24 protein-coding genes and 1 other RNA gene are annotated in these 26,977 nt (G+C 38.3%); 3 read left to right on the forward strand and 22 right to left on the reverse strand.

Annotation, left to right across the window (positions count from 1 at the left end):
- Positions 1-5 precede the first annotated feature (5 nt).
- The gene (locus BM097_RS09265; RefSeq protein WP_143084975.1) at positions 6-3,542 is read right to left on the reverse strand and encodes a DUF5717 family protein; all 3,537 of its coding nucleotides are present in this window, start codon (positions 3,540-3,542) and stop codon (positions 6-8) included.
- Positions 3,543-3,706: 164 nt separating this feature from the next.
- On the opposite strand from BM097_RS09265, the gene BM097_RS09270 reads away from it, so the two are divergent.
- The gene (locus BM097_RS09270; protein ID WP_090548432.1) at positions 3,707-4,795 is read left to right on the forward strand and encodes a pyridoxal phosphate-dependent aminotransferase; all 1,089 of its coding nucleotides are present in this window, start codon (positions 3,707-3,709) and stop codon (positions 4,793-4,795) included.
- Positions 4,796-4,892: 97 nt separating this feature from the next.
- On the opposite strand, the gene BM097_RS09275 is transcribed toward BM097_RS09270, so the two are convergent.
- Both BM097_RS09275 and BM097_RS09280 read right to left on the reverse strand, forming a co-directional pair.
- Positions 4,893-5,891: a glycoside hydrolase family 25 protein gene (locus BM097_RS09275; protein ID WP_090548433.1), complete on the reverse strand. Its 999-nt coding sequence runs from the start codon at positions 5,889-5,891 to the stop codon at positions 4,893-4,895.
- A gap of 4 nt (positions 5,892-5,895) precedes the next feature.
- Positions 5,896-6,417, reverse strand: a complete 522-nt coding sequence (locus BM097_RS09280) for a GNAT family N-acetyltransferase (protein WP_090548437.1) — start codon at positions 6,415-6,417, stop codon at positions 5,896-5,898.
- A 127-nt stretch (positions 6,418-6,544) separates the two neighbouring features.
- Here BM097_RS09280 and BM097_RS09285 point away from each other — a divergent pair, with 127 nt between their 5' ends.
- Positions 6,545-7,195, forward strand: coding sequence for an HAD family hydrolase (locus tag BM097_RS09285; protein WP_090548446.1), 651 nt, complete (start codon positions 6,545-6,547; stop codon positions 7,193-7,195).
- Positions 7,196-7,273: 78 nt separating this feature from the next.
- Here BM097_RS09285 and BM097_RS09290 read toward each other — a convergent pair whose 3' ends face one another.
- The 7 genes from BM097_RS09290 to secG all read right to left on the reverse strand — a co-directional run bounded on the left by BM097_RS09290 (position 7,274) and on the right by secG (position 14,709).
- On the reverse strand, positions 7,274-8,398 hold the full coding sequence (locus tag BM097_RS09290; protein ID WP_090548449.1) for a D-alanyl-D-alanine carboxypeptidase family protein: 1,125 nt from the start codon (positions 8,396-8,398) through the stop codon (positions 7,274-7,276).
- Positions 8,399-8,533: 135 nt separating this feature from the next.
- A complete protein-coding gene (locus BM097_RS09295; RefSeq protein WP_090548452.1) occupies positions 8,534-10,597 on the reverse strand; it encodes a methyl-accepting chemotaxis protein in 2,064 nt (687 codons plus the stop codon).
- A 111-nt stretch (positions 10,598-10,708) separates the two neighbouring features.
- Positions 10,709-11,050: a transfer-messenger RNA gene (gene ssrA / locus BM097_RS09300) on the reverse strand.
- A gap of 62 nt (positions 11,051-11,112) precedes the next feature.
- On the reverse strand, positions 11,113-11,658 hold the full coding sequence (locus BM097_RS09305; protein ID WP_090548456.1) for a Maf family protein: 546 nt from the start codon (positions 11,656-11,658) through the stop codon (positions 11,113-11,115).
- A complete protein-coding gene (gene smpB / locus BM097_RS09310) occupies positions 11,655-12,122 on the reverse strand; it encodes an SsrA-binding protein SmpB (protein WP_090548458.1) in 468 nt (155 codons plus the stop codon). Before smpB ends, BM097_RS09305 begins: the two co-directional genes overlap by 4 nt.
- Positions 12,123-12,156: 34 nt before the next feature.
- Positions 12,157-14,412, reverse strand: a complete 2,256-nt coding sequence (gene rnr / locus BM097_RS09315; protein WP_090548460.1) for a ribonuclease R — start codon at positions 14,410-14,412, stop codon at positions 12,157-12,159.
- A gap of 54 nt (positions 14,413-14,466) precedes the next feature.
- Positions 14,467-14,709 (reverse strand): preprotein translocase subunit SecG, encoded by a 243-nt coding sequence (gene secG / locus BM097_RS09320; protein ID WP_090548461.1) that lies wholly within the window; start codon positions 14,707-14,709, stop codon positions 14,467-14,469.
- Positions 14,710-14,874: 165 nt separating this feature from the next.
- Between secG and BM097_RS09325 the strand changes: the two genes are divergently transcribed.
- Positions 14,875-15,732 carry a putative ABC transporter permease gene (locus tag BM097_RS09325; protein ID WP_090548462.1) on the forward strand — a complete coding sequence of 286 codons (858 nt, stop codon included), beginning with the start codon at positions 14,875-14,877 and terminating at the stop codon, positions 15,730-15,732.
- A gap of 218 nt (positions 15,733-15,950) precedes the next feature.
- Here BM097_RS09325 and BM097_RS09330 read toward each other — a convergent pair whose 3' ends face one another.
- From BM097_RS09330 to mtaB, 12 genes are all read right to left on the reverse strand, one after another.
- Positions 15,951-16,799, reverse strand: a complete 849-nt coding sequence (locus BM097_RS09330; RefSeq protein WP_090548463.1) for a hypothetical protein — start codon at positions 16,797-16,799, stop codon at positions 15,951-15,953.
- 402 nt (positions 16,800-17,201) lie between these two features.
- On the reverse strand, positions 17,202-17,546 hold the full coding sequence (gene yajC / locus BM097_RS09340) for a preprotein translocase subunit YajC (RefSeq protein ID WP_242944688.1): 345 nt from the start codon (positions 17,544-17,546) through the stop codon (positions 17,202-17,204).
- Between the two features lie 107 nt (positions 17,547-17,653).
- Positions 17,654-18,790, reverse strand: coding sequence for a tRNA guanosine(34) transglycosylase Tgt (gene tgt, locus BM097_RS09345; RefSeq protein WP_090548474.1), 1,137 nt, complete (start codon positions 18,788-18,790; stop codon positions 17,654-17,656).
- Positions 18,787-19,881: a chorismate synthase gene (gene aroC / locus BM097_RS09350; protein WP_090548477.1), complete on the reverse strand. Its 1,095-nt coding sequence runs from the start codon at positions 19,879-19,881 to the stop codon at positions 18,787-18,789. The genes tgt and aroC overlap by 4 nt, the downstream gene beginning before the upstream one ends.
- Before the next feature lie 59 nt (positions 19,882-19,940).
- Positions 19,941-20,996: a lactonase family protein gene (locus tag BM097_RS09355; RefSeq protein WP_090548478.1), complete on the reverse strand. Its 1,056-nt coding sequence runs from the start codon at positions 20,994-20,996 to the stop codon at positions 19,941-19,943.
- A gap of 24 nt (positions 20,997-21,020) precedes the next feature.
- Positions 21,021-22,247: a peptidase U32 family protein gene (locus BM097_RS09360; RefSeq protein WP_090548479.1), complete on the reverse strand. Its 1,227-nt coding sequence runs from the start codon at positions 22,245-22,247 to the stop codon at positions 21,021-21,023.
- The gene (locus BM097_RS09365) at positions 22,244-22,891 is read right to left on the reverse strand and encodes an O-methyltransferase (RefSeq protein WP_090548480.1); all 648 of its coding nucleotides are present in this window, start codon (positions 22,889-22,891) and stop codon (positions 22,244-22,246) included. The genes BM097_RS09360 and BM097_RS09365 overlap by 4 nt, the downstream gene beginning before the upstream one ends.
- Before the next feature lies 1 nt (position 22,892).
- Positions 22,893-24,569: a ribonuclease J gene (locus tag BM097_RS09370; protein ID WP_090548481.1), complete on the reverse strand. Its 1,677-nt coding sequence runs from the start codon at positions 24,567-24,569 to the stop codon at positions 22,893-22,895.
- 22 nt (positions 24,570-24,591) lie between these two features.
- Entirely contained in the window at positions 24,592-24,855 is a 264-nt protein-coding gene (locus tag BM097_RS09375) for a DUF1292 domain-containing protein (RefSeq protein ID WP_090548483.1), read from the reverse strand.
- 1 nt (position 24,856) lies between these two features.
- Positions 24,857-25,282 carry a Holliday junction resolvase RuvX gene (gene ruvX / locus BM097_RS09380; RefSeq protein ID WP_090548484.1) on the reverse strand — a complete coding sequence of 142 codons (426 nt, stop codon included), beginning with the start codon at positions 25,280-25,282 and terminating at the stop codon, positions 24,857-24,859.
- Positions 25,282-25,548 (reverse strand): IreB family regulatory phosphoprotein, encoded by a 267-nt coding sequence (locus BM097_RS09385; RefSeq protein ID WP_090548485.1) that lies wholly within the window; start codon positions 25,546-25,548, stop codon positions 25,282-25,284. The genes ruvX and BM097_RS09385 overlap by 1 nt, the downstream gene beginning before the upstream one ends.
- 67 nt (positions 25,549-25,615) lie before the next feature.
- A complete protein-coding gene (gene mtaB / locus BM097_RS09390) occupies positions 25,616-26,941 on the reverse strand; it encodes a tRNA (N(6)-L-threonylcarbamoyladenosine(37)-C(2))-methylthiotransferase MtaB (RefSeq protein ID WP_090548486.1) in 1,326 nt (441 codons plus the stop codon).
- Positions 26,942-26,977: the final 36 nt, after the last annotated feature.

Here is a 26,977-nt window from a genome sequence, read left to right on the forward strand (position 1 = left end):
CTGCCTTATATAATAGTAAATAAATCTTTTGTAACAGCGTCCAAGCCCTGATACTGCTTTAAAGCAGCTGCAAGCTCTGTATTCTCGCCATACATATTGAATCTGCTGATATTATTCATAATGGCAAAACGACCATTTTTAACATCTGGCTCATCACTCATAACGATTGTCTCGCTCTTAAGTGGCTCATCAGAAATATCATCGCAATAAATTTCATAACGAAGTTCATCGCCGTAGAATAAAATAAACTGTTTTACATACAAGCCATCGTACATTTCAATCATATCATCCTCTTTAGGAGTACTTCCGTTGATTGAATAGGTGATTACGACAGATTTATGTTTATCGGTATTAATCTCTATAAAATGCTTGTCATAGAGATGATATTTAATCTTAAGCTTTTCATTGCACTTTACGAAAAATCCAAAATATTGATTCTTAAGGATGGCGTCACCTAAAAGCATATCCAGCATATTAAGCTCTTCCTCCTCAAGCTCCTTTTGCTCACAAAGGAATTTAAGCAAGGCAATTCTCATGCTTTCATTTACACTAAGTCCCTTCTTGAAGCGATTGAAAATGAAAGCGAAAATCTCCTCTGGTACAACTGTACCTTGTGATAAATAGCTGTGAGCCTGATAAGTAAGGAAGGCTTCCACAATCATTTTATTATTTCTTCTTGAGACATAGGCCTCGAATACCTTCATAATATCTGGACAAAGGAAATCTCTATAGAGAACCTGTGTAAGAATTCGCTCGGAAAATTCCACCACATCCTCGCCTTTTTCAAAGCCATTATCGTATATACGAAGCATCGTGTCTGTAGGTCCTACGTAGAATCTGATAAGGTAGTGAATCACCTCACCATGTATAATGCCTTTATTAATCAAATATGCACTAAGCAAAATCAAGAAATCATCAGACTGATCTGGCTTTTCGTTTATCAAATACCTGCAAAGCTTTGAAATAACCTCAGGCTTAACCTTTGTGCCATTGGTGTGCTTTAGCATGTAGTAGGCTTCCTCATATTTGCTTCGCGACACGAATACGTCAATAATATCGGCAATTACTTCTGCACTAAGCGCCTTTAAATCAGCCTCTTCCATAAAGTAACGTTCAACATAAGCCTCTTCCTCATTGAATCTGAAAAGCTCAATAATTTTTGGATACAAATGGCCAATATAATCATTTGAAATCTGTTTAGACTCTAGTAAAAGCTTTACAGCATCCACAGTAGATTTGTTAGGAGCGCTAAAATCAAAGCCCTTCTCAAAATCCATCAATACATAAGCCATGTTTAAAGGAGTAAGACCCTTAAGATTATCAAGATAACCTGTAGCATCAATAACATCCTCTACAAGGTAAGATTCGTCATCTACAAAAAGATTTCCCTCGTTGTCCTCAAGGAATATCACGCCCTTGCTGCCAACATAATTAAGATATGCCTTGTGGTCCGAAACATTTGCAATGCTTGGAGCCTTGAACTCTTCCTGATACAAGAAAACTCGTCTAACCTTTGGATCTATTACAGCAATCTTTTTCTTAAAAGCCAAATCTGAAACCAAACGAGCAACCTCAGAATCGAAGATTCCAAGCTCCATCAAACGCTGATAGCAGACAGCAAGATTTTCATCCAATCTGCCTAGCTTAAGCTGCTCTAAAGCGAAGGTTTCAATGGCCTCCTCATAGTGCTCGTAAGTTTTGTTATCATCCTCCCTGTGCAGGATGATATTAGCGTAAAGCAAAGCCTTTTTGTCGTAGGATAAATCGTTGTTGTATTTGAAAAACATGGTAATCAACTGCGGAAATTTATCTACAGAATAATTAGGCATAGCATCCATGTAGGCTTCAAAAATACCTGATACATGAAGATTGGCTTCAATGGCCAGCTTGAACCACTTTAAAAACTTTGGTTCAACATAATTAGCCTTCAAAATATAGGTGACGATTGCCAATAATAGCTGCAAATCAGGATAGATTTCATAACAGCTATCGATTATTGGAAGCATTTTTGGATTAAAGCTTCGCTCGTTTTCAAGGATATGAATCATCTGGATTGCAATATCCTTAGAAATGGCCTTCTTTTTTCTGGCCCAATTTAAAATTTTGATGGTGAATTCATCAAGCCCTGAGATAAGATAAGGGTCTTGAACGTAAATATAATAGGCCTCGATGTATAAAAGTGGAGAATCAATCCCACTATTAACCCATCCTGCAATATCTCTAAGCTTTGCGGTTGCATTCCTGATATATTCCTTTCTGAGGAATAGCAAGAACCAGAAAATCCTTACATCATCCGGATGCTCTCTAAAGATTGATTCGATATTATCGGTCAATCTATCTACGTATTCTTCCTCTCTTTCAATAAGAGTGCAGATATATAGCAAGAATGCCCATTCAGCGCTGGATTTATCTTCTATCTCACGCTTTAAATCCTGGATAATCCAAAGAGCTTCCTGCTTTTGATTATTAGTCACATATAAAAATGCTTTTGTAAGAAGCAAGAAATTATCATTTCCTTCAGACTCATCTATAAGCTTTTCTACAATAGCGCGTGTCTCCTGACACCAAACTTGAGTGGTTATACGTCTAAGTCTGAACTCCTCGTAAAATCGGCATGCCTTTAGGATTTCGATATTTTTATCGTGCTCCTTGGAATCAAGGGTTACCCCCTCTTTAAGAGATGAGGCGATAATAGTAATCTCCTTGTGAACATCTCTGTAATCAAAAGTGATTTTGGCAAGGTTTAATCCGGCATGCATTTTATCCTTGTGGATGTAATAGTTCATGTTGAATATAGAACCAAGGAAGAAATCAGCTGTTATATGTTCCTTTTCGATAGAAACAAAATCAGCATCACAGCTAACCTCAACATCTATAAAGCCCCAGGTGGAGCGAACTATTTCGATTTCACCACGAATGTTTTCTTTAACCTCGAAATATTTATCAACTCTTTCTTCAACCTCGAAGGTCATTTTAGGCTTTAAGCCACATGATACCAAAAACTCATCTACATTGCAGGCAGCAATAGGTGCAGCCTTGAAGCCGCGGTACAAAAGCCTGGTTCTCTTGTCTAGAGTACGAATAAAATCTGAAAATCTATCTGAATAAAAGATAGAAACAGCTTCTGTAAAGTGATTCTGTGCAAGCTCCAAATAATCATTAAGGCTGTTAATAGGGCCTAATGAAGATGTAAGTGGCTTTTGAATATAAGTAATGGTAAATGGGATACGCTTTTCGATTCCTACTGCGACAATAATGAAATTACCTGTTAGCTTCTCCCCCACCTTAAAGTTGTAATCATCAACTTTATAGGTAATGTGCACATTAGCCCTGTCAAACAGTGGCTCATCAATCTGAATGTATGGATTATCACAGTAAATAACACCGCGAATCTTTACATCATTAGAGCTCTTGAAATATATATCACCCTTGAAGGTATCAGAAACAAAGCAGGTTACATCAATCTGCTCATGTTCGAATTCTATATTTGGTTTAACATCATCGAATTTATCTTCGGATATACGATAGATCCTTTTTCTCAAAACATTTCCCTCGTTTACTCCAGGATTGCGGGCATTGCCCACTACTCCTAGCATATTCATATCAAATTATAGCACAACATGTAGTGTTTTCAAACGAATAAGCATCAAAAAAGATGGATATTTATTCCCAGTGATGCTACTATGATATAAGCGAGGTGATTACAATGATTAAACATAAAGACCATTTTCACGGAAGTGATTTAGAGAAAATCGAAAAGATTTATGGAATAAAAAAAGAGGACATTATTAGCTTCTCTGCTAATGTTAATCCACTTGGGATTTCTTCAAAGCTGAGGGATGGCATCAAGGATCATATTGATTGCATCACCACATACCCAGATAGAGAATACTCTGCGCTTCGTCAATGCATCGCTATTTACTGTGGTTGCGAATCCGAAAACGTAATCGTTGGAAACGGTTCAACAGAGCTCATTTCTCTATTCGTAAAAATCGAAAATCCTAAAAAGGCCCTTATCCTTGGACCTACTTATTCAGAATACGAAAGAGAAATTTCATTGGTTGGTGGCAAAACAATCTACTACCCACTCAAGGAAGAAAACTCATTTTTACTTGATACCAATGATTTTGTTAGCAAATTATCAGAAGACATTGATATGGTTATCATTTGCAATCCAAACAATCCTACAGGAACAGCCATCAATACATCAGATATGCGTAAGATTCTTGATGCCTGCATGGCCTTCCATATATTCGTTATGGTAGATGAAACCTATGTAGAATTTGCCGAGGATGTTTCAAAGATTTCTGCTGTAGGTCTTACAAGAACCTACAACAATATTGCCATTTTACGTGGCACCTCAAAATTCTTTGCTGCCCCTGGCCTTCGCTTAGGCTATGCCATCTGTTCCAACGAGGATTTGATTTCAGAAATCAACAAGCGTAAGGACCCATGGACTATCAACTCCATTGCTGTAGTTGCCGGCACATTAATGTTTACAGATGAGGAATACATTAATAAAACCAGAAAGCTTATTTCATCAGAGCGTGACCGCCTGTATAAAATATTTGAAGAAAGCTCTCGCTTTAAACCATATAAGCCAGAAGGCAACTTTATGCTGCTGAAGATATTAGAGGATGGCTTAACCAGTGGCGAACTATTTGACCGATGCATCAAAAAAGGACTCATGATTCGCGATTGTTCTACCTTCCCTTATCTTGGCGAAAACTACATCCGATTCTGCTTCATGAATCCATCCGATAACGACAAACTTGTTGAGACATTATTGCAATAAAAAACGCCCCATTACGGTAACAATCATAATAATTCTACGCTCAGCATAGAAAGCTTTGCTTAAGAATTATTATAGATTGTTACCTATGGGGTGTTTTTTATTGTAGCCAAATATCTAAATCAACGTTTCCGTTAATTCCTTCAACACGACCTGTTTCAGAGTACTGCCAAATTTCGTATTCGTATGGCCAGTAGAATTCTTTGTTATAGCCAGCAAACCATTTTGGATATTCGGTGAGCTGTGTTAAATCAAGAAGCATTGCTCCCATTTCTGTATTGTGATAAAACATTGGCTGATATCCAGCATTTTTAACAGCTTCTAAGAATGTCTTGGTAAGATCAGTACGCTCCTGCACAGAAAGAGCATTGGTTCTAGCGCTTTGGTCTGCCACCTTTTCAACATCAAATACGATAGGAAGCTGAAGTGAATATCCGTTAAGTAAGCCTATAACTGTAGAGGCTTCTTCAAGTACCTCGGCCTGATTGATAGCCTGGGAGAAAACATATACTCCAACATCAATTCCAGCAGCTTGGGCACCTTCAATGTTTTGAATGCATTTTTCATCGATTACAAGCTTTCCTGTACCGTAGCCTCTGTAAACAGCTCTTACGAATGCAAATTCTACACCTTCTGCCTTAACTGCCTGCCAGTCAATATCTCCCTGATGTGAGCTTACATCTATTCCAAAACGCGATGCCTGCTCTCCATCCTTTGTGTATACATAGCGTCCATTTTCATCCTCTGAAAGATTGTCTATATTAAAATTATTTTTAGTCAAATCCTCATTAATTTCCACGAAATTATATTTAGAATTAGCTGCAACAATTATGTATTCAGGATATAAAGATTTCAGCACAGAAATAACCGTATTTCCGTTTTCTAAAGATTCCTTTATAGAATCCAAAACGCCTTTGCGGCCCTCTGCCTTTGCCTCACTCATAAGCTCCTTAACCTCCTCGGTAGAGTAGGTTTCCTTATTATCCTGAAGCTTGATTCTGCTGTGTGTATCAGCAACTATATAAATAATTCCAACTGCAATCAATGTGAAAATGATTGAAAGTATGGAAATTAAAAAATATCTAAATGCTCTTTTCATAATATTATTCAGGCATATCAGATAGAGAACCTATCTGCTTTCTATACCACACTATTCCTTTCCAATTACCAAATTTGTAACCAATATCCGTAAAATGACCAACCTCTTCAAAGCCAAGGGCCTTGTGAAAAGCGATACTTGCCTCATTGTCATCTGTAATAACGCCGTACATGAATTTATAGCCCATAGTCTTAAGCCTTGCTTCAAGCTCTGTATACAAAAGCTTTCCTATACCAGATTTCTTAGGAACCTCTGGGGCTAAATAAATAGTAGTTTCAACGGCATATTTGTATGCATCATGATGACGTAATCTGCCACCATAAGCCATTCCTACAACCTTATCTTCTTCGTCTACTGCAACGATATATGGATAATCCTGCTTCGTATTTACGATACTATCGGCATAACCCTGCACAGTAGGATTAATCTCCGAAAAAGTAACGTAAGTGTTGGCAACATAGTAACCATAAATATCGTGTATAGCCTTAGCATCGGAGGTCACAGCCTCTCTAATCTTGTAAATCATTTTATCCTCCTAGCGTAAAATCTACATAAAAAGATGATAACAAAGCAGTGTTTATTATTCAATAATTTCCTTTACAAAAAACTATAATACCTTTATAACATAAATTAAAAAATAAAGGATGTAAAAGATGAAATACGACACAATTCTATTTGATTTAGACGGTACCCTGCTTTACACACTAGAAGACTTAACAGATTCTATCAACTATATGTTAGAAAAATATGGGTTTGAGACTCATTCAATAGATGACGTAAGAAGGTTTGTTGGAAATGGTTTAAGAATGCTTGTAGTTCGTGCCCTTCCTATGGGTGAAAACTACGAACACTTTGAAGAATTCTTTCAGGAGTTCGTTGAATACTACAACACCCACAATCTTATCAAAACAAAGCCTTATGATGGCATAATGGAAACCACAAACGAGCTTGCGCGAATAGGTGTAAAAATGGCCATCGTAACTAATAAAGGGCAAACAGCCAGCGAGTCCTTACTAGAGGATTTCTTTAAGCCTAATATTAATATTGTAATTGGAGATGACGGTAAGCATCCTAGAAAGCCTGATCCTGCTCCTATCGAGATGGCACTATCTGCTCTAGGTGTTACAGATAAATCCAAGGTCCTTTATGTAGGTGATTCTGAAGTAGATGCTGCTGTAGGCGAAAACTCTGGTCTGGATTATGTGCTTTGCACTTACGGCTTCCGCGATATGGATGTGCTTTCAAAATTCAATCCTGTAGCCTACATTGATGACATTCGCAAATTATTAAATATTGTATATTAAAATATATCTAGCACCTAACAAGCTATAATAATTCTTAAGAAAAGAATTTATTATGCTTGTTAGGGTGACTAGATATTTTTATTTTGCATAGGTCTTATATATTGATACGTGATCATTAATGCAACGCCATGAAGATGTGGAATTAGTGGTGCAGCAAATGTATTCTGTTCCAGAAGCAGAAATCATAGAGCTTACAGCACAGTTTCCAGATTCATTAACAAATCCAGTTTTGGCGCCCTCGATTTCACCGCCAATATCCTTATCTTCTATTCTACGTAAAAACCAGTTTGAAATAGTAATTCCTTCTGGATTCACATTGGTTGCAGTAGAATTATAAACCTTTGTGCTTAAAACCTCTTTGCACAAATCATTATCCAAAGCAGCCATCATAATAATCGCAATATCATAAGGTGAACTGTAATGATTCTCGTTATGAAAACCAACAGGATTGGTAAAATGCGAATCTGTAAGCCCAAGTGAAGCTGCTTCTTCATTCATCATACCAACAAAGCTATCTATATCACCTGCCACATACATAGCAAGCTGAGCCGCAGCGTCACCACCAGAAGGAAGAATTGTTCCGTAGAATAAATCCTTAACAGTAACCTCCTCGTCCTCAACAAATCCAGAGGTAGAGCCTCCGCCTGCATAGGAATAATCAATAGCTTCATGAGACATTGTAACTACTTCATTTAACTGCTCTTCCTTCAAATGATTAGCAGCTGTAAGCACAGTTAAAACCTTTGTCATGGATGCTGGAACGATTTTATCGTGGGCATTTCTGGTTGCTACAATCTCTTTAGTCTTATTGTTAATGAGTACTGCATTTGAACTAACCACATCACCTTCAATAGCTACAGTAGAATCCAGCTCTTTGGCAGAATAAGCAGTAGCCTTTGGAGCAGCAACTTCTTCTACCTCTACAGCCTCCTTGGGTGGATTATCTGCCTTTGCTGCCACCTTAAGTCCAGTTTCTTGCTCTTGCTGTTGCCTTTGAGCCTTATTTTCTTTAGTTTCTTCAGCGGCAACAGATAGTGATTCCTTGTCGCTCTTAAAATGTGTGATTATTAAACCAGTCGATACGATAATCGCTAAAGATATGATTGCTATTTCACTATAAACCTGTATTTTACGAATGAGTCTTTTGCGCCTTCTATAAGCTTTGCGCTCCTCATCAGACATATTTCTAACATTTCTTGCCATAATATTATTCTCTCCACTCCCCTATAAAAAACTTAGAATTATTTTAGCATTTCATATCTGTCCATACAATTAGGAACAGAATTTCTGTTAAATATAACGAAAGGGCGATAGAATTATCTATCGCCCTTCGCTTATTTAAATATCTTCATCCTCTATGCCGCCTTTAATTCTGCTGGCTGCATCGATTGTAAATCGAAGAAGGTTGTCGTTAATTGTATCAACAGCATTTGATACTGAAGTGGCCGCCTGCGCAACCTTTTCACTTGAATTTGCAACATCTCTGGAAGCCTCTGTAACCTTTTCAACGTTAGATGCAATTTCCTGGGTTGACGCTGACTGCTCTTCTGAAACTGATGCCATATTTGTAGCAACATCATTAACCTGTCTCATCTGTTCAGCCATATCATTTAATGTAGTGGATGCAGAACCAAGCTCCGTTGTAATCTCAAGGAAAGTATCTGCAGCGGAATTAATTGAGGCTGCACTACTATTTATCAATTCTGTATTCGCCTCAGATTTATTAGAAAGGTCTTTTACTCTATCAGACATCTCTTTAATAATATCAGCAATTTGGTTTGTAGCATCTGCCGAATTATTTGCAAGTGCTCCAATCTCTGTAGCAACAACTGCAAAGCCTTTTCCTGCTTCACCAGCTCTTGCAGCTTCAATACTGGCATTTAATGAAAGAAGATTTGTTTGAGAAGAAATTGAGTTAATCAAATCAACAATCTGAGTAATCTTCTGAGCAGCATCATCTACACTTGCAACAGCATCTGCCATATCGCTCATTGAAGCAACAATATTATCCATTCCTTCAGCAACAGACTTCATATCCTGCTGACCAACATCTGCTTTCTTTACCAAATCCTTCATTGTGTTTTCTATCTCTTCTTCTTCAGTGGTAACATCAGCTATAGTCTGAGCAAGTGTAGTTGCATTTTCTGCAACCTCTGTTACTGCATCAGCCATATTGTCAATGTTCTCTCGAATCTGATTCATGGAAGCAGATTGATTATTTGCAGCAGCCTCCAAATCCTCAGCTGTATCCTTAGATGTCTGGGCATCTCCTAATAGATTCTGCGAAACTGTTTTAATTTCTATCAGGCTATCTCGCATTCCACTTACGAAATCGCCCATAGCATTGTTCATAAAGGCAATTTCATCATTACCGTTGGAAGAAATATCAATAGTAAAGTCACCATTAGCAATCTTTTCAATATTTTCCGTCAACAGAGTAACTGGCTTCTTTATCATTGTTGATAAAATACGAATCATCACAATAACAACTACTAAAACTGCTGCTACTGTAAATACACCCAAAGCAAGTAAGATTTTATATAATGTTGCCAGTACTTCTGTAACCTTTGCGTAAGTAATAACCTGCCAGTCAGTACCATTTACTGTTGATGATACCATATAATAACGGGTTCCTGCTGTATGAACTGTCTTTACAACTCCATCTTCTTCCTTAAGAAAATCTACTGTTCCTGCCAAGAATTTATCATCAGGATTATCAGCGATAGATGTACCACAAAGTTCTCCGTTCTTATATGTAAGAATGAGCCCCTGTGATGTTATCATCATAGCACCACCAGATTTGTATAGCTTTACATCGCCAAGAGTGTTTTGAATGTCTCCCATAAATAAATCTGCTGCGAAGCATCCTTCTCTACCATCCTTTAGATGTACATGACGGATTACTGTAGCGCAAAGCTCTCCTGTTACTGTATCAAAGTATGGAACGTCGTAATAATAGAACCAGGTATTATCGTATCCCATTGCTTGTATATACCATGGTTTTTCCGTAATTCCATCAAATTTCAGTGTTGGATCAGAAGGATAAAAAAATGAACCATCATTCAATGCAAGATATGCACCTGTTGGAATCATATCGTATCTACCTACTGTCTGAGTTAGATATTGCATAATTTCAGCATCATCATTGAAATTTAAGTTTTCTACCGAATCAGCAATACCGTTCAAATAATAGAAGGTCGAATTTAATTGTTTATTTACTGCACCTGCATCAGCAGTAACTTCATTCTTTAATGAAGAATTAATCAAATCGATAATCATGCTGTAGCCAAAACCAGTAGCAATTCCCTCTGCCAAAAGTGTACTCACCACCAAGAGTAATGCAAAAAACAAGGTTAGCTTTTTACTAATTGCTTTTGGTTTCTTTTTCTTATCCTCGCCCATTGTAAGCCCTCCAATCTTCACCACCTTACTCTATGAATAAGATAACTATACAACTATTTAATGAAAAAACAGTGAAAAAAAACTCCCAAGTTTATAAACTTGAGAGTTTTATAATGGACTAGACGGGAGTCGAACCCGTGTCCAAAAGCCAATTCCCGGCCCTTCTACGAGTGTAGTTTGTAATTTGACATTCCCGCCACATGGCTCTTACAAACAAGATACATGCTTTAGTAGCTTCATGATACGCCCGTTACCTCAAAGCTTTGGCAACGTCGTTTCCTACAGAGTCGAAGTCTGGGTCTTAAAGTGTAGGTGCTCTAAGTCAGACTGCAGCAACTAGGCTGCGTATGCTAAATTATCTTCAGCGTTTAATTTTAAGTTTGGCCATTTAACCCATTACCGTGGGACTCGCTTCTTCCGCTGCATGACCCCTGTCGAAACCATTACTAGCCCTTATGCGTCTTTACAGCATATTTTATTATATAGGTTTTAGCGCAAAAATCAATAAACTTCTATTATAAATTGCGATAAACCTTTGCAAGTGGAAGTCCAACTACATTGTTGTAATCTCCACTGATTTCCTTTACAAGTACAGCGCCCTTTCCCTGAATGCCATAAGCACCAGCTTTATCCATAGGCTCGCCTGTTGCAATGTATCTTTTGATTAGCTCATCTGAATTTTCATACATAGTAACTGCAGTACACTCAAAGAAGGTATTAACCTTTCCATCCTCACTAATAATAGTAACACCTGTGTACACATGATGAGTCTGACCTGAAAGCTCTTTAAGCATTCTGAAGGCATCAGCCTCATCCTTTGGCTTTCCAAGAATCTGGCCGTTATAGGCTACAACTGTGTCAGCTGCAATTATCTTTCTACCTGGATTTTCCTTTGCAATGGCATTAGCCTTAAGCTGGCTTAAATCCATTACAACCTCCTCTGGCTTTGTCTTATCAGTTACCTCTTCAACATCTGCAGATTTAACCTCGAAATCTACATCTGCCTGTGTAAGTAATTCTTTTCTACGTGGTGAATTAGATGCAAGTATAATCTTCATTATCTTAAATTCCTTACCTTAAAGTCTCTTTCTGCCTCGCGCTTCATATCCTTCTTTTGAATATCAGCACGCTTATCATAAAGCTTTTTACCTTTTGCAAGAGCAATCTTTACCTTTACAAGACCATTGTTCAGATAAACCTCCAATGGAACTATGGTATAACCGCTTTCCTTAATCTTGCTAAGCAGACGATTAATCTCTGACTTATGTAAAAGAAGCTTTCTTGGGCGAAGTGGATCACGGTTGAAGATATTTCCCTTCTCATAAGGATTTACGTGCATCTGATAGATAAACATTTCTCCATTATCTATACGCACAAAGGCCTCCTTGATGGAGCACTGGCCCATTCTCATGGACTTCACTTCTGTACCATGCAGCTCAATACCTGCTTCGTATTCTTCTTCCATGAAATATTCGTGGTAAGCCTTCTTATTATTGGCAATTAACTTTCTACCTTCTTTATTCATGTTTCTATTCTCCTAGGTTTTGGCTCAATCTTTTCTAAAAACGTTGGAACTCCTCTAATATGAAATCTATGGTTCGGGCGTTTTCGTCTACGGAATCCAGGATTACGGTTACAGGCTGGCCTAGCTTGAAGGTACGTCCTGTGCGTTCTCCTACAAGTGTGAGATTCTCTTCGATGAAATCGTAGTGATCATCGTAAAGAGTGGACACATGTACAAGGCCTTCTACAGTGTTTTCAAGCTCTACATACATTCCCCATCCTGTAACAGAGGAAATATTGCCCTCAAACTGCTGTCCGATGAATTCCTTCATGTATTGTACCATCTTCAGCTTGTCTACCTCTCGCTCACATTCCTCTGCACGGCGCTCAAGCTTGCTGGTTTCAAGAGCCACCTGAGGAAGAATTGATTCGTAGTGAGAAATCTTACGTTCATTCATTCTACCACGAAGATGATCCTTTATAATACGGTGAATCTGTAAATCAGGATATCTTCTGATTGGTGATGTAAAGTGACAGTAGTACTGCGCTGCAAGCCCAAAGTGTCCTTTGCATTCTGTATCATATCTAGCCTGTTGCATGCTGCGAAGTGTCATTTTAGTAATGACTGCTTCATCCTCATGTCCAGCTAATGACTCAAGCATCTTTTGAATTTCCTTAGGATGAATGCTGTCCTTATTGCCCTTAAGGCTGTAGCCACAGGCTCCAAGGAATCTTGCAAGTGTCTGCATCTTTTCTGGGTCTGGTGCTCCATGCACACGGTATACAAATGGTGATTCCATCAGTGAAAAATGCTCAGCAACTGTTTCATTAGCTGCAAGCATAAAATCCTCTATAAGCTTATGGGCATCATTTCTTTCGTATGGTGCCAGGCCTACTACCTTACCATTTTCATCGATAATAATATGTGTCTCTGGAAAATCAAAATCAATAGAGCCTCTCTTCTTTCGCTTAGCTCTAAGAATCTGAGATAGCTTGTACATATTATCTACCATATCAGCTATATCAGCATACTGATTTCTAACAGCTTCATCACCTGTCATCATTGCGTACACTGCAGTATATGTCATGCGATGTTTGCTGTGAATAACAGATTCACATATCTCATGGTCTACAAGCTCACCCTTAGGATTAAAAGTCATAATGCAAGATAGCGCGAGCCTGTCCTCTCCCTCATTAAGTGAACACATTCCATTAGATAATGTGTGAGGAAGCATTGGAATTACTCTATCTGCAAGATATACCGATGTGCCACGCTTTAAAGCCTCCACATCAAGAGCTGAGGATTCCTGCACATAATTAGTTACGTCTGCAATATGTACACCAAGAATGAAGTTGTCCCCATCCATCTGAAGGGAAACGCCATCATCAATATCCTTTGTATCCTCTCCATCAATAGTAATAACAGTAAGTTCTCTTAAATCAGACCTTCCTGCCATATCAGCCTCTGATACCGGCTTTGCCACGGTTGTAGCCTGCTTAAGTACCTTTGATGGAAATTCCGGTTCAATCCCAAAGCCTCTAACTATAGATAAGATATCTACACCAGGATCGTTCTTATGACCAAGTATCTCTGTAATAACGCCCTCTGGCTTATGATTATCATCACCGTAATCTTCAATATGGCATACTACCTTATGTCCTGTGACAGCTCCCATATCCTTACCTGCAGGAATAAATATATCCCTGTCAAGCTTATTGCTATCAGCCACCACAAAGCCAAAGCCTGCACTTTTCTCGTAGGTTCCAACCACATCTGAAAAGCCATGGGCAATTATCCTTATAACCCTTGCCTCCTGACGCTTACCAGGGGCACCAAAGGTAAGAACTGCCGCAACAGTATCATCCTGCATAGCAAAGCCTGTATTGTCTCTGCTAACAAAATAATCTTCCTCGCTACCCTCTACTTCTATAAAGCCGTAGCCATCCTTATGTGAAATGAACCTACCAATAATATCAGGTTCAATATTTTCATTTTTTGGTCTGTTTGCATTTTTAGCAACCTGATTAAGGGATTGCTTCCCTCTGGCTACTTCTGCCTTTGATGGCTTTTTTGTTTTATGGTCCTTAAGCTTGACGAACTTTGGTCTGTTTTCAGGAATTTGATACTTACCACGCTTGGTGATTTCAACCATACCATCATCCACCAATTCCTGTAAAACCTCTGCAAATTCCCTGCGCTTATCTTTTTCCACATCAAGAAGAATCTCAAGTTCCTTCTTCTTCATTGGAATATACGCTGGACTTTTAAAAACATCCATCAAAAAATGTTTCTGTTTATCGAATTCTTTCATATGCCTCCTATAAAAAAATTGCCACCCCTAAGGGTGGCCTAAATCAATTCATTCTTAAAAACTTCCAATATTAAGTACTGCTGAAAGTACAAAGAAAAGAATAACACATACTGTTGTAAGCTTTACAAGTAAGCCCTCGCGAGAGCGACCCTTGTTACGGCCCCAGTATGAATCAAACTGCTGACCTGATAAAGAACCAAGTCCGTTCTGCTTTCCTTCCTGGAAAAGAATAATTACTGTGAGTGCCACACATATAGCGATTAATAAAAAAATAAGAACTATCTTTAATGCCTGCATAATTGCCTCCCATTATAGGCTAAATTTTGTATAACCGTCACGTATTCCGCAACAGTTGAAGTATATCATAGCAATACTATCTTTTCAAGTGAATTTGGAAACATTTGCTTTATTTCTACCACAAATTCTTCTATACTATAGATTAAATACAAAGAGGAGAATATTATGCTAAGTAGATATTTTGTGTACTTTATAATATATAGTTTTCTTGGGTGGATTTATGAGACCTGCTACTGCACTATTCATGAAAAAGAATGGGAAAATCGTGGTTTTTTGTATGGTCCCTGTATTCCTTTATATGGGGTTGGAGCCACACTTGCTCAGATTATATTTATTGATTCCCCCTTTCGCATTCTACAAAATGCATCATATGTAACCATCTTTTTGGTGTGTTCTATAGGTTCCATATTTTTGGAGTATTTTACCTCCTATGTTTTAGAGAAAAAGTTCAACGCAAGATGGTGGGATTACTCGGATTTACCTTTAAATATTAACGGTCGTGTCTGTCTTCCATTTACCCTGTGTTTTGGAGTTGCAGGTATCATTGTTACACAGCTTATTATACCACCTATTATTAACATGCTAGGACATATCCCACAAACCTTCATAGAGCTTTTAGCGTTAATATTTATGTTTCTATTTGGAATGGATATGGCTCTTACAGTTTCTGCTCTTACTACCTTCGCCAAGGAATTTGAGAGAATTAATGAACAAATCAACAACCAGATGGCCGAGCGAATAGAGACCTGGCAGGCAAACCGCGTTGAAGCCAAACTCGCCAAAATTGAGAAAGCCACCGGCCGAAAGGAAGCTGCCTTTGTAAAACGAGAGCTGACAGCTGAAAAGATTGCAGAAATAAAAGAACAGATTTCTACCGAAGCAGTTAAGCAATGGATACTCAATGCAACCGAGACTCAGCGTGGCCAGTTTAGACACATTGCAAAGTTCACCCACCCTGTGGCTTCTACAAAAGCTCTGCTTGATAAGGGATCAGAGTTCTTGCGAAATAAAAAAAGTAGCTAACAAAATAAAATTTTCTTCGGTTAAAGGACTTATTTTTCATTCCGATCAAGGCTGGCATATAGATTACTACAATAACAAAAGAATTCAGGCAAAAACAAAATGGATGCCACCTGTACAACAATACAGGATAGCATCCATGTGTTCAGCCTAGTTCATAAATATGTGTCCAGGATTCTGGGTACATATCAACTTGGTAACTGGTCTGTCTAGTTTTGTTATTAGTGCTGAAGTCCACTAGCCCATTTAGTTACAACACAGCCGTCATCTGTTCCAGATAAAATATCAAACCCGACACCTGAGCCTGATAAATCAGGAGCATAGAAGATGTGTGTATCACCACTTACAGTATCGATTCGATAACCTAAACGTGGACACTGAACGCAAACAAAGCTCTGTTCAGTAACATCATCGCCAACAAGACTTGTGTCGGCTGTAAATGTAGCGCCGTTAGCAACAAGATAATTATAAACGTCAGATGCTGTATTAAGTCCTCGTGACTGCATCCAAGAACAAATATACTGAGCATTAATGCCATTTGCTATAAATGCGTTTGTATACCACGCGCCATTGGTGTTAAGTATTGCATTCTCGCCATAATTAGTATAACCATAAGCTTTCATTTCGTTCAATTCAAATTCAGTAATATCTGAATCATAAATCAGTTCTGCACCTGAATGGTCAGCATATTGATTAAAACCACCCACGCCGTTAGATAGTAAATAAAAACCACAACAACGACCAGTGCCTATGGTTTCAACATAACCATCTGAATGAGTGAATGTTCCATCAGTCTGCCAATACATAGGTGATACTGTTACAGCTGGATTTGCAGCAAAACCTAAAGTTATTAATTCCTGTGAATTATAAGACTTTCCACCAATAACTAAGCCGTTAGACTTAATACCTGTTGCTACAAAATCATTTACTACAGTGTTGCTACTATAAGTTGTAGCTACAGCCTTCTTTGAAGACTTCTTACCCTTTGCTTCAGATGTGATTGATGTACCTGTCACAACAATTGCACATACAAGAGTAAGTGTTAATACTTTTGATAAAAACTTTTTCATAAAATTGTTACCTACCTTTCATTCCTCGCCAGAGATGTCTAACTATCATTTAATATCGTTATTGTATTCCCACCGCTCGCAAATTGTCAATATAATTATAACTATTCATATTAAATTCACTAATCAACAATCATTTCCATTATCGCAAACCAACAAAGTTATAGGCTTTACCGCAGGTCTTGTGATAATTAAAGCAACATAAAACCTCATTTCTTGTGAAATGTCTTTGATTTTTATCACAACACATCTTCCAATCCTTAATCTTTCGTCAACTTGCGATAGAATCACCTTCAAAGTACCCAAATTTCTATCACAAAAAATCCCGCACCCCGCATAACTCTGTTTTCTTGCGATAAATGAAAAAAAAAGGACTGGCATTAGCCAGTCCCGATAGTTCATTATTTATTTAGCTTTTTCTTCTGTAGCCTTAACAGCATCCTCAGGCTTTTCGATCTGAGAAATTGCAGCCTTCTGCATTGGAATACGGCAGTTCTTGTTGCTACCAAATTCTACGATAACAGTTGTGTCATCAGGAATAGCGATAACTACGCCATAGAAACCACTTGTAGTAAGTACTGTATCACCAATTGCAAGTGCAGACATCATAGCTGTCTTTTCCTTCTGCTCCTTCTGCTGTGGACGAATCATGAAGAAATACATGAATACGAAAAGTACTACTACCCAAATAATTAAGCTGATTGAACTATTCATACCAGTTGCAGCTAATAACATTCCATTGTTTAACATTAAATTATCCTCCTACTCGTACGGCTCACGCCAAATCACTATAAAACATTTTACAAAAATTAGTTGATATACGCAACCAAAAAGCGATATTTAATAATATTTTAATATTATTCTTCTCCTGCTTCCATTGAGGCAAGCTTGTTTTTCTTGTAGGTAGCAAACATGCCAGCATCAAGTGCGTCTCTAATCTCTTCCATCATTGTATTGTAGAAATATAGATTGTGAAGAACACAAAGTCTCATTCCAAGCATTTCTTTAGCTTTAAGGAGATGACGGATATATGCTCTAGAATATGTGCGACATGCAGGGCATCCACATCCCTCCTCGATTGGGCGCATATCCTTTTCGAACTTCTGATTAAAAAGATTGAGCTTACCATGGTTTGTATATACATGACCGTGACGGCCGTTTCGGCTTGGGTAAACGCAATCAAAGAAATCGATTCCTCGCTCAACAGACTCCAAAATATTTGCTGGAGTACCTACACCCATAAGATATGTAGGCTTGTTCTGTGGAAGATATGGCACTACATGATCAAGAACATCATACATCTGCTCATGACTCTCACCAACTGCAAGACCACCTACTGCATAGCCTGGCAAATCAAGCTCTGAAATAATCTTGGCATGTTCGATTCGGATATCATTATAAACAGCGCCCTGATTAATACCGAATAAAAGCTGTTCCTTGTTGATGGTATCATCCAAAGAATTAAGGCGAGCCATTTCTGCCTTACATCTATTAAGCCATCTTGTAGTACGAGCCACGGAATCCTCTACGTATTTGCGTTCTGCAAGAGCTGGTGGACATTCATCAAATGCCATGGCGATAGTAGAACCAAGATTTGACTGAATCTGCATAGATTCCTCTGGACCCATGAAAATCTTACGACCATCTATGTGAGAATTAAATGTAACTCCCTCTTCCTTGATTTTTCTAATGCCAGCAAGAGAAAATACCTGGAATCCGCCTGAATCTGTAAGGATTGGCTTGTCCCATGCCATAAATTTATGCAAGCCACCAAGCTCCTTTATAAGCTTATCACCAGTTCTAACATGAAGATGATAAGTGTTTGAAAGCTCAACCTGTGTCTTGATTTGTCTTAAATCATCTGTGGATACAGCGCCCTTGATAGCAGCTACTGTACCAACATTCATGAATACAGGCGTTTCGATTACACCGTGAACAGTATGGAAGCGACCTCGTTTGGCCTTTCCCTCTGTCTTTAATAATTCGTACTTCAATTCTTATAAAACTCCTTAATATAATCTAATCTATCTGTCATGTGAGAGAACAATGCGTCACAAATAGTAAGTGCGCACATCGCCTCCACAACAACTACCGCTCTAGGCACGATTACAGGATCATGTCTTCCATGTATTTCTATTTTTGTATTTTCATGCTTTTCATTAACTGTAGCTTGTTTCTGAGAAATAGATGGAGTAGGCTTGATAGCACATCTAACAATGATATCATCCCCATCTGATATGCCACCAAGTATACCACCGCTATGATTGGTGAGCTTAGCTACCTTGTTGCCATCCATGATAAATTTATCATTGTTAATACTGCCTACAGTCTTTGATACTGCAAAGCCATCTCCAATCTCAACACCCTTAACAGCGCCAATTGATACTAGCGCCTTTGCAAGACATGCATCTAATTTATCGAAAACAGGATCACCAACTCCCGCTGGAACACCTGTGATTAAACATTCTATTACTCCGCCAGCGCTATCATTGTTTAGCATGCAGGCTTCAAGATATTCCTCAGCCTTTTTGGCAGCTGTAGGGTCTGGCATACATAATGGATTGTTGTCTCTTTCAGAAAGGTCAAAATCATAAATCTTAACATCTCCAATAGACTTTGTATAAGCGCAAACAGTAATTCCAAGCTCAGATAAAAGCTTGGCACAAATAGCACCTGCAGCAACTCGACCTATGGTTTCTCTTCCAGAGGAACGGCCGCCACCTCTGTAGTCGCGAATGCCATATTTTTCGATAAAACCATAATCAGCATGGCCAGGTCTAAAGGTAGTGGCAATATTTCCATAATCCTTTGAATGTTGATCTGTATTTTCTACCATAACTGATATAGGTGTTCCTGTAGTGACACCCTCAAAAACACCAGATAAAATGGAAACCTTGTCTGCTTCAGCACGAGCTGTGGTGAATTTTGACTGACCAGGCTTTCTTCGATCAAGATATATCTGAATATCATGTTCATCTAATTTCATGCCTGCTGGTATTCCATCAATCACAGCACCAATAGCCTTACCGTGAGACTCGCCCCATGTAGTAACCGTAATTCTACTTCCGAAAGTTGAACCTGCCATCATTACCTCCCTACGTCCTATAAAAAAAGGGCTGACCTGTCGTCAGCCCTTACAACAAGCTATTTAATCTTCACAACAACAATGCTATTAGGCTTAGCAATTCTGATTGGTGCATTCTGCATTAATGAATGACCTGCCTTTTTGTCGATAGTAAAGCTACGAATTTCATTAGTATCATGATTCAATGAAAGGTAGTATTTATCACCTGGCAATACAGCAAAGCTCTTTGGATAATCACCGCTAATAAAGCTGTGTGAGAAATATTTAATCTTTCCTGATCTAGGGTCTCTTTCGTACATACAAATAGCATTAAGTCCATCAACGCTAGCATAGAGGAATTTATCATCATCACCAAATTTGATATTTGTTCCTGTACTGATTTCCTCGTCAACACCAACAAGTAAAGATACAGTCTGGATACATTCGAAATCTGGATGATCCTCGATAATATGATAATCGTAAACTAAAATCTCATTAGACATTTCAGTGATAACGTAAGCATACTTACCATCCTGAGAGAACTTCATCTTAAGTGGAGCTGAGCCCATTGTACATCTAACGATATCAACAAGTCTAAGCTTACCTAATTCATAGTCTACCTCGTAGATTTTAATCTGATGTAAACCATTCTCTACTACGCAAAGGAATCTTTCATCCTTTGTAAGCTCTACGCAAGTACAGTGTGGGTAAAGTGGTCTATCAGCAACTGATTTACCGATACCCTGATGGAAAATACCATCTGCTATTCCTCCGATGGAACCATCTTCATTTAACTTCATCATAGTTACACGACCATCGTGATAGCCTGCAACGAATAAGTATCTATTCTGTGAATCAACGCAAAGGTTACAACCTCTCATGCCGCCGACCCATTCCTGATTCATCTTTTCCAAATCACCATTTTCAAGAATCTTGAAGGCTGCTACACCTTCATCGGCGATTGAATAAAGGAATTTGTTATCATGTGAATTAATAATGTCTGATGGGTTATTAATAGGCGCTACGCTCTGTTCTGTCATTACTCCTGTGTTAGGGTCAACGTCGTAAACATAAATACCAACGCTAGTCTCGTGTGTGTAAGTGCCTACATAAGCTACATATTTACTATCTGCCATTTGTATTCTCCTCGTAACTAAATCTTAAGCTTCTTTTCTTCTTAGAATATCAAATTCATCAGGTGTAACACTTAATTTAATAAATAGCTTTTGCTTTGGATGTGGACAAGAATCCATATCCTCTCCCTCTTCATTTTTAATTCCAAGAACTTCTACCTCTATATTATCTCCGTTTGGCTTCATAATTTCAATAGTTTCACCTACTGAAAATTTATTACGCTGCTCAATTTCGAAGAAATCATCGGCATCTTTTGCTCCAGCTATTCCTAAATAGGTATAACCAATATTATAAGTATTATTATCATAAATCTGAGATTCCTCAGATGGCTTACCATAGAAAAATCCTGTTGTAAACTGACGATATGTGCAAGCAGCAATCTGCTCCTTATACCAGTCTAAGTTAGCAAGATATTTGTCCTCGGATTCCATACAATCATCAATAGCCTTGCGATAGGTGCGGGCAACAGTGGCAACGTAAAGTGCTGTCTTCATACGTCCCTCAATCTTAAAGCTGTCGATTCCTGATGAAAGTAAATCAGGGATATGCTCTATCATGCAAAGGTCCTTTGAGTTAAAGATGTATGTACCGCGCTCATTTTCATAAACTGGAAGATATTCTCCAGGACGCTGCTCCTCAACAACAGCATACTTCCATCTGCAAGGATGAGTACATGCACCCTGATTAGCATCTCTTCCTGTAAAATAGTTTGATAACAGGCATCTACCAGAATAAGAAATGCACATAGCACCATGAATGAATGTTTCGATTTCAAGGTCATCTGGAATGTTTGCTCTGATTTCCTTAATCTCTGCAAGAGAAAGCTCTCTGGCAGAAACAACACGCTTTGCACCAAGGTCATACCAGAACTTGTATGTACCAAAGTTAGTGTTATTTGCCTGAGTACTGATATGTCTTTCAATATCAGGGCATATTTCTTTTGCAAGCATGAAGATTGCAGGGTCTGCAATGATAAGAGCATCTGGCTTAATTTCCTTAAGCTCTTCGAAATACTCCCTAACGCCCTCTAAATCTCCATTATGAGCAAGGATATTTGCTGTAACATATACCTTGACGCCATGCTCATGGGCAAATCTAATACCCTCGATCATGTCTTCCTTAGAGAAATTCTTTGCCTTAGCTCTAAGGCCATAAACCTCTCCACCAATATAAACTGCATCTGCTCCATAAATAACTGCAACCTTTAAAACTTCCAGGCTGCTGGCTGGAACTAGTAATTCTGTTTCTCTCATTTCTTTCCTTTCACACTAATACTAACTCCATCCCCCAATGGTAAAATCGTAGTAGTATAGCCTTCATCATGGGTTAGCTGGTAGAGATAATCACGCATCCTCTTATGGATGGTTCGATTACGTCTTGTAATTGCATATCTGGATTCGATGATATCGCCATCCTGTAATACATTATCTGTAACGATAACTCCGCCATCAGCTGTAAGACGCTTAATCTCTGGCCAAAAATTAATATATTGGCCTTTCGCTGCATCCATGAATACAAAATCGTAAGGCCCTTCTAAGGTAGGAAGAATCTCCATCGCATCGCCCTCGAGCAAGGTGATTTGATTCTCTAAACCCATATTTTTAATATTTTCATTTGCAATAGGAATTCTTGGGGCGTAATTTTCAATCGTAGTGATTGGAACATCCTCTCCCGCACAGGTTGCCATGAGGCAAGCGGAAAATCCTACCGCAGCTCCTACCTCCAAAATCCTCTTAGGCTGATTCATTTTAATCAAGGTCATAAGAAGATTAATGGTCTCGTCTCTAATGATTGGAACGTAATTTGCTCTAGCTTCCTTTCGGATGGCTGAAAGCCCCTCATTCAATTCAGGATAGAGACTGTTTAGGTAGGTAGTATATCTTTCATCAACTATCATTTTATACTTCCATAATGATTGGAATAATCATAGGACGACGCTGTGTTTCATGCCATACGAAATCAGAAAGATTATCTCTGATATCACCCTTAATTTTGTTCCAATCAGTAATATTTTTTTCTTGCAAAACATCCATTGTGTCAGACAATACTGCTCTTGCGCTTTCCATTAAATCCTCAGAATCTCTAACATATACGAAACCACGAGAAACAATATCTGGACCTGCAAGCACTGTGCCTGATGCACTATCAAGTGTAAGCACAACGATGATAATACCATCTTCAGCAAGCTTCTGTCTGTCACGAAGAACGATATTACCTACATCACCGACACCAATACCATCAACCATGATAGCGCCTGTGTGAACATGACCTGCTATCTTAGAGTAATTATCTCCAAGCTCAAGGACATCACCTGAACGGATAATTTTAATGTGGTCATGATCCCAGCCTAAGCTTTCTGCAATTCTTGCCTGAGCCATCAAATGCTTGTACTCACCATGAACAGGAATTGAAAATTGAGGACGTACCAATGAATAGATAAGCTTGATTTCTTCGGCGCAAGCATGTCCTGAAACATGAACATCCTGCATAACGATTTCAGCTCCACGCATAGTTAAATCGTTGATAACATTTGAAACCGCCTTCTCATTACCAGGGATTGGATGAGAAGAAAATACAATCATATCACCTGGCTTAATCTGAACCTTTTTGTGAGTTCCGTTAGCCATACGAGAAAGGGCTGCCATTGATTCACCCTGTGAACCAGTTGTAACAAGAACGACCTTTTCATCTGGATAAGACTTAAGTGATTCGATATCGATAAGTGTATTGTCAGGGATATGTAAATATCCAAGCTTTGACGCTGTTTCGATGGTATTGACCATTGAACGGCCTTCTACACATACCTTACGTCCATATTTATCTGCTGAGTTAATAATCTGCTGAACTCTATCAACATTTGAAGCGAAGGTTGCGATAATGATACGGCTTCTATCGTTGTCTGCGAAGATTGAATCGATAGTCTTACCAACAGTCTTTTCTGAGGCTGTAAAGCCTGGGCGCTCTGCGTTTGTAGAATCGCACATAAGAGCAAGTACACCCTTTTTACCAATTTCACCTAAGCGCTGTAAATCGATTGGATCACCATAAACTGGTGTATAATCAACCTTAAAATCGCCTGTATGCACAACTATTCCAGCTGGCGAATAAATAGCAAGAGCTGCAGCATCCTGAATACTGTGATTTGTACGGATAAACTCAACTCTGAAATCGCCGGCATTAATATGTGTGCCATATTTAACAACTTTACGCTTAACCTTTGTAAGCATCTTGTGTTCTTCAAGCTTATGTTCAATCAAGCCATTTGTAAGCTTTGTAGAATAAATAGGACAAACATTAAGATCCTTAAACACATAAGGGATAGCACCGATATGATCCTCGTGACCATGAGTGATAAAGAATCCCTTTAATTTATCCTGATTATCTTTAAGATATGTTATATCTGGAATAACCAGATCCACGCCCAACATATCATCCTCAGGGAAGGAAAGTCCGCAATCCACCACGATAATACTGTCTTTGTACTCAAAAGCAGTAATATTCATGCCGATTTGCTCAAGACCACCTAGTGGAATAATCTTTAGCCTTTCAGCTTTATTTTCAGTTTTCTTTTTCAAAAAATAACCTCCTAATTAATAATTAAAAATCCAAGTCGGCATCCTCACCAACTAACTCATCAAATATTTTTGCTACAGCCTCAAATTCAACGTCATCCTCTACAAACTCGTAGACAACCTCGTTATCATCTGTTGAGACTTCCTTGAGAATAGATGCTTCAGCATCCTCCTCTTCATTATCATTATCGCATACCAATAAATATTTGTTGCCAGAAAGCATAGTCTCTTCTACAACAAATAGCTTAATATCATTTCCATCTTCGCCTGGTAATATAATTGGTTCCATATTAACTCCTATTATCCAAATAATCCTGTAATATAATTGCAGCAGCAATTTGATCGATATATTTCTTTCGATCCTTTTTAGCTACGCCAGATTCCTCTAAAATCTCATCTGCATAAACTGTAGTAAGTCTTTCGTCAACAAGAGTAATTGGGACATCTACGCGTTTTTCTAATAATTCTTTAAATTTAAGGGTATCTTCGCATCTAAAACCCTCGCTATCATCCATATTGCGTGGATAGCCTAGGACAATTAATTCAACCTGATATTCTTCGCATATATCTTTGATGCGTACAAGCGTATGACGCAAAGCGCTAGCTCGCTCCCTTGTAATAGTCTCAAGTTCTTGTGCAGTCAAAAGTAAAGGGTCACTAATTGCGACCCCTACTGTCTTTGTTCCGTAATCTAAACCGAGTATTCTGCCACTCATTACTTACTCCAACTTTCGTTTACGATGTATTCCTTGAGCAGCTCTTCCACTAATTCATCACGTTCTACCTTCATAATAAGGCTTCTTGCATTATTATGACTGGTGATATATGTAGGATCTCCGGACATTATATAACCTACAATCTGATTTACAGGATTATAGCCCTTTTCTGATAAAGCGCTATATACCTGCTCAATCACATCCTTCACTCCAACAGGATTTTCCTTTTGAACTTTAAAATATTGAGTGTTACTTAAATCTGCCATTTCTAACCTCGTCTTTACTCAAAAAATTTCCACACTACAAACTATTACTTTAATATTAATATAGAAATTAGCAAATTTCAACAAGCAAGTGCTCATAATCTGGTGTAATTTCTGTGGCCTTCACCCTAAGAATTGTGTTTGATAAATCCTCATCAGTGGACTCAATCATGCATTTAATATATTCCTTTGAGAAACCGACATAATATTCTTTACCTTCGATAATCTGCTTTTCTTCAAAAAGAACCTCTAATTCTTTTCCAATGTAAGAAGTTCTGTATTCCTTTGTCTTTTCTAGTCCAAGAGAAATAAGCTTTGCACTACGCTGCTTTTTCACTGCATTTGTAATCTGTCCAGACATTTTTGCTGCCTTTGTTCCCGCACGCTTTGAATATGCAAAAACATGTAATTCGGAAAACTTTATTTCTTCAACATAGTCAAGAGTTGTTTCATATTCTTCTTCTGTCTCACCAGGGAAGCCAACAATAATATCCGTTGTGATTGCTGGATTATCAAAATATTTTCTAAGAATATTTACACCATTTGTATATTCCTCGATAGAATATTTTCTATTCATTCTCACAAGGACGCTATCACAGCCTGACTGAAGTGACAAATGGAAATGAGGACATATCTTAGATAAAGCAGAAACTCTTTTTGCAAAATCCTCTGTCACAATCTGTGGTTCAAGAGAACCCATTCTAATACGCTCGACACCATCTATCTTTTGAACAGCCTCTAATAAATCAGCAAGGCCAAACTCTGTGCCTGTACCAAAGGAGCTTAAGTGAATGCCTGTGATAACCACCTCTTTATAGCCCGCCTTTGCAAGACCAGTTACCTCTTCAACAACATCATCGATTGATCTGCTTCTGATACGACCTCTTGCGAAAGGAATAATGCAATAAGAGCAGAACTGATTACAACCATCCTGTACCTTAACGAAGGCTCTTGTATGCTCGGAATCCTTTTCGATATGCATATTCTCGTAAGCTACATTTCCATCATTAATATCCATGTAGTTAAGAATTGGTCCACTCTTTTTATCTAAATTCTCAAAATATTCATGGACCTTATCAACTAAATCGTTCTTTTTGTTGTTACCAAGAATTATATCTGCTCCAAGCTCATCGGCTATATCCTTGCCAAAATTCTGTACGTAACAGCCAGCAGCAACTACGCAGGCATCAGGATTAAGCTTTTTGCATTTATGAATCATTTGTCTTGATTTTCTATCAGCAATATTCGTCACTGAGCAGGTGTTTATTACATAAACATCAGCCTGCTCATCAAAGTCCACTATCTCAAAGCCATCCCTTTTAAGAAGCTCTTCCATGGCCTCTGTTTCATATGCATTAACCTTGCAACCAAGGTTGTGTAAAGCTGCTTTTTTCATCGTTAAAAAACCTTCCTTTTATGTATTTAAAAAACT

The organism is Pseudobutyrivibrio sp. OR37, from assembly GCF_900113655.1.
In the GTDB taxonomy this organism is placed as follows: Bacteria; Bacillota; Clostridia; order Lachnospirales; family Lachnospiraceae; genus Pseudobutyrivibrio.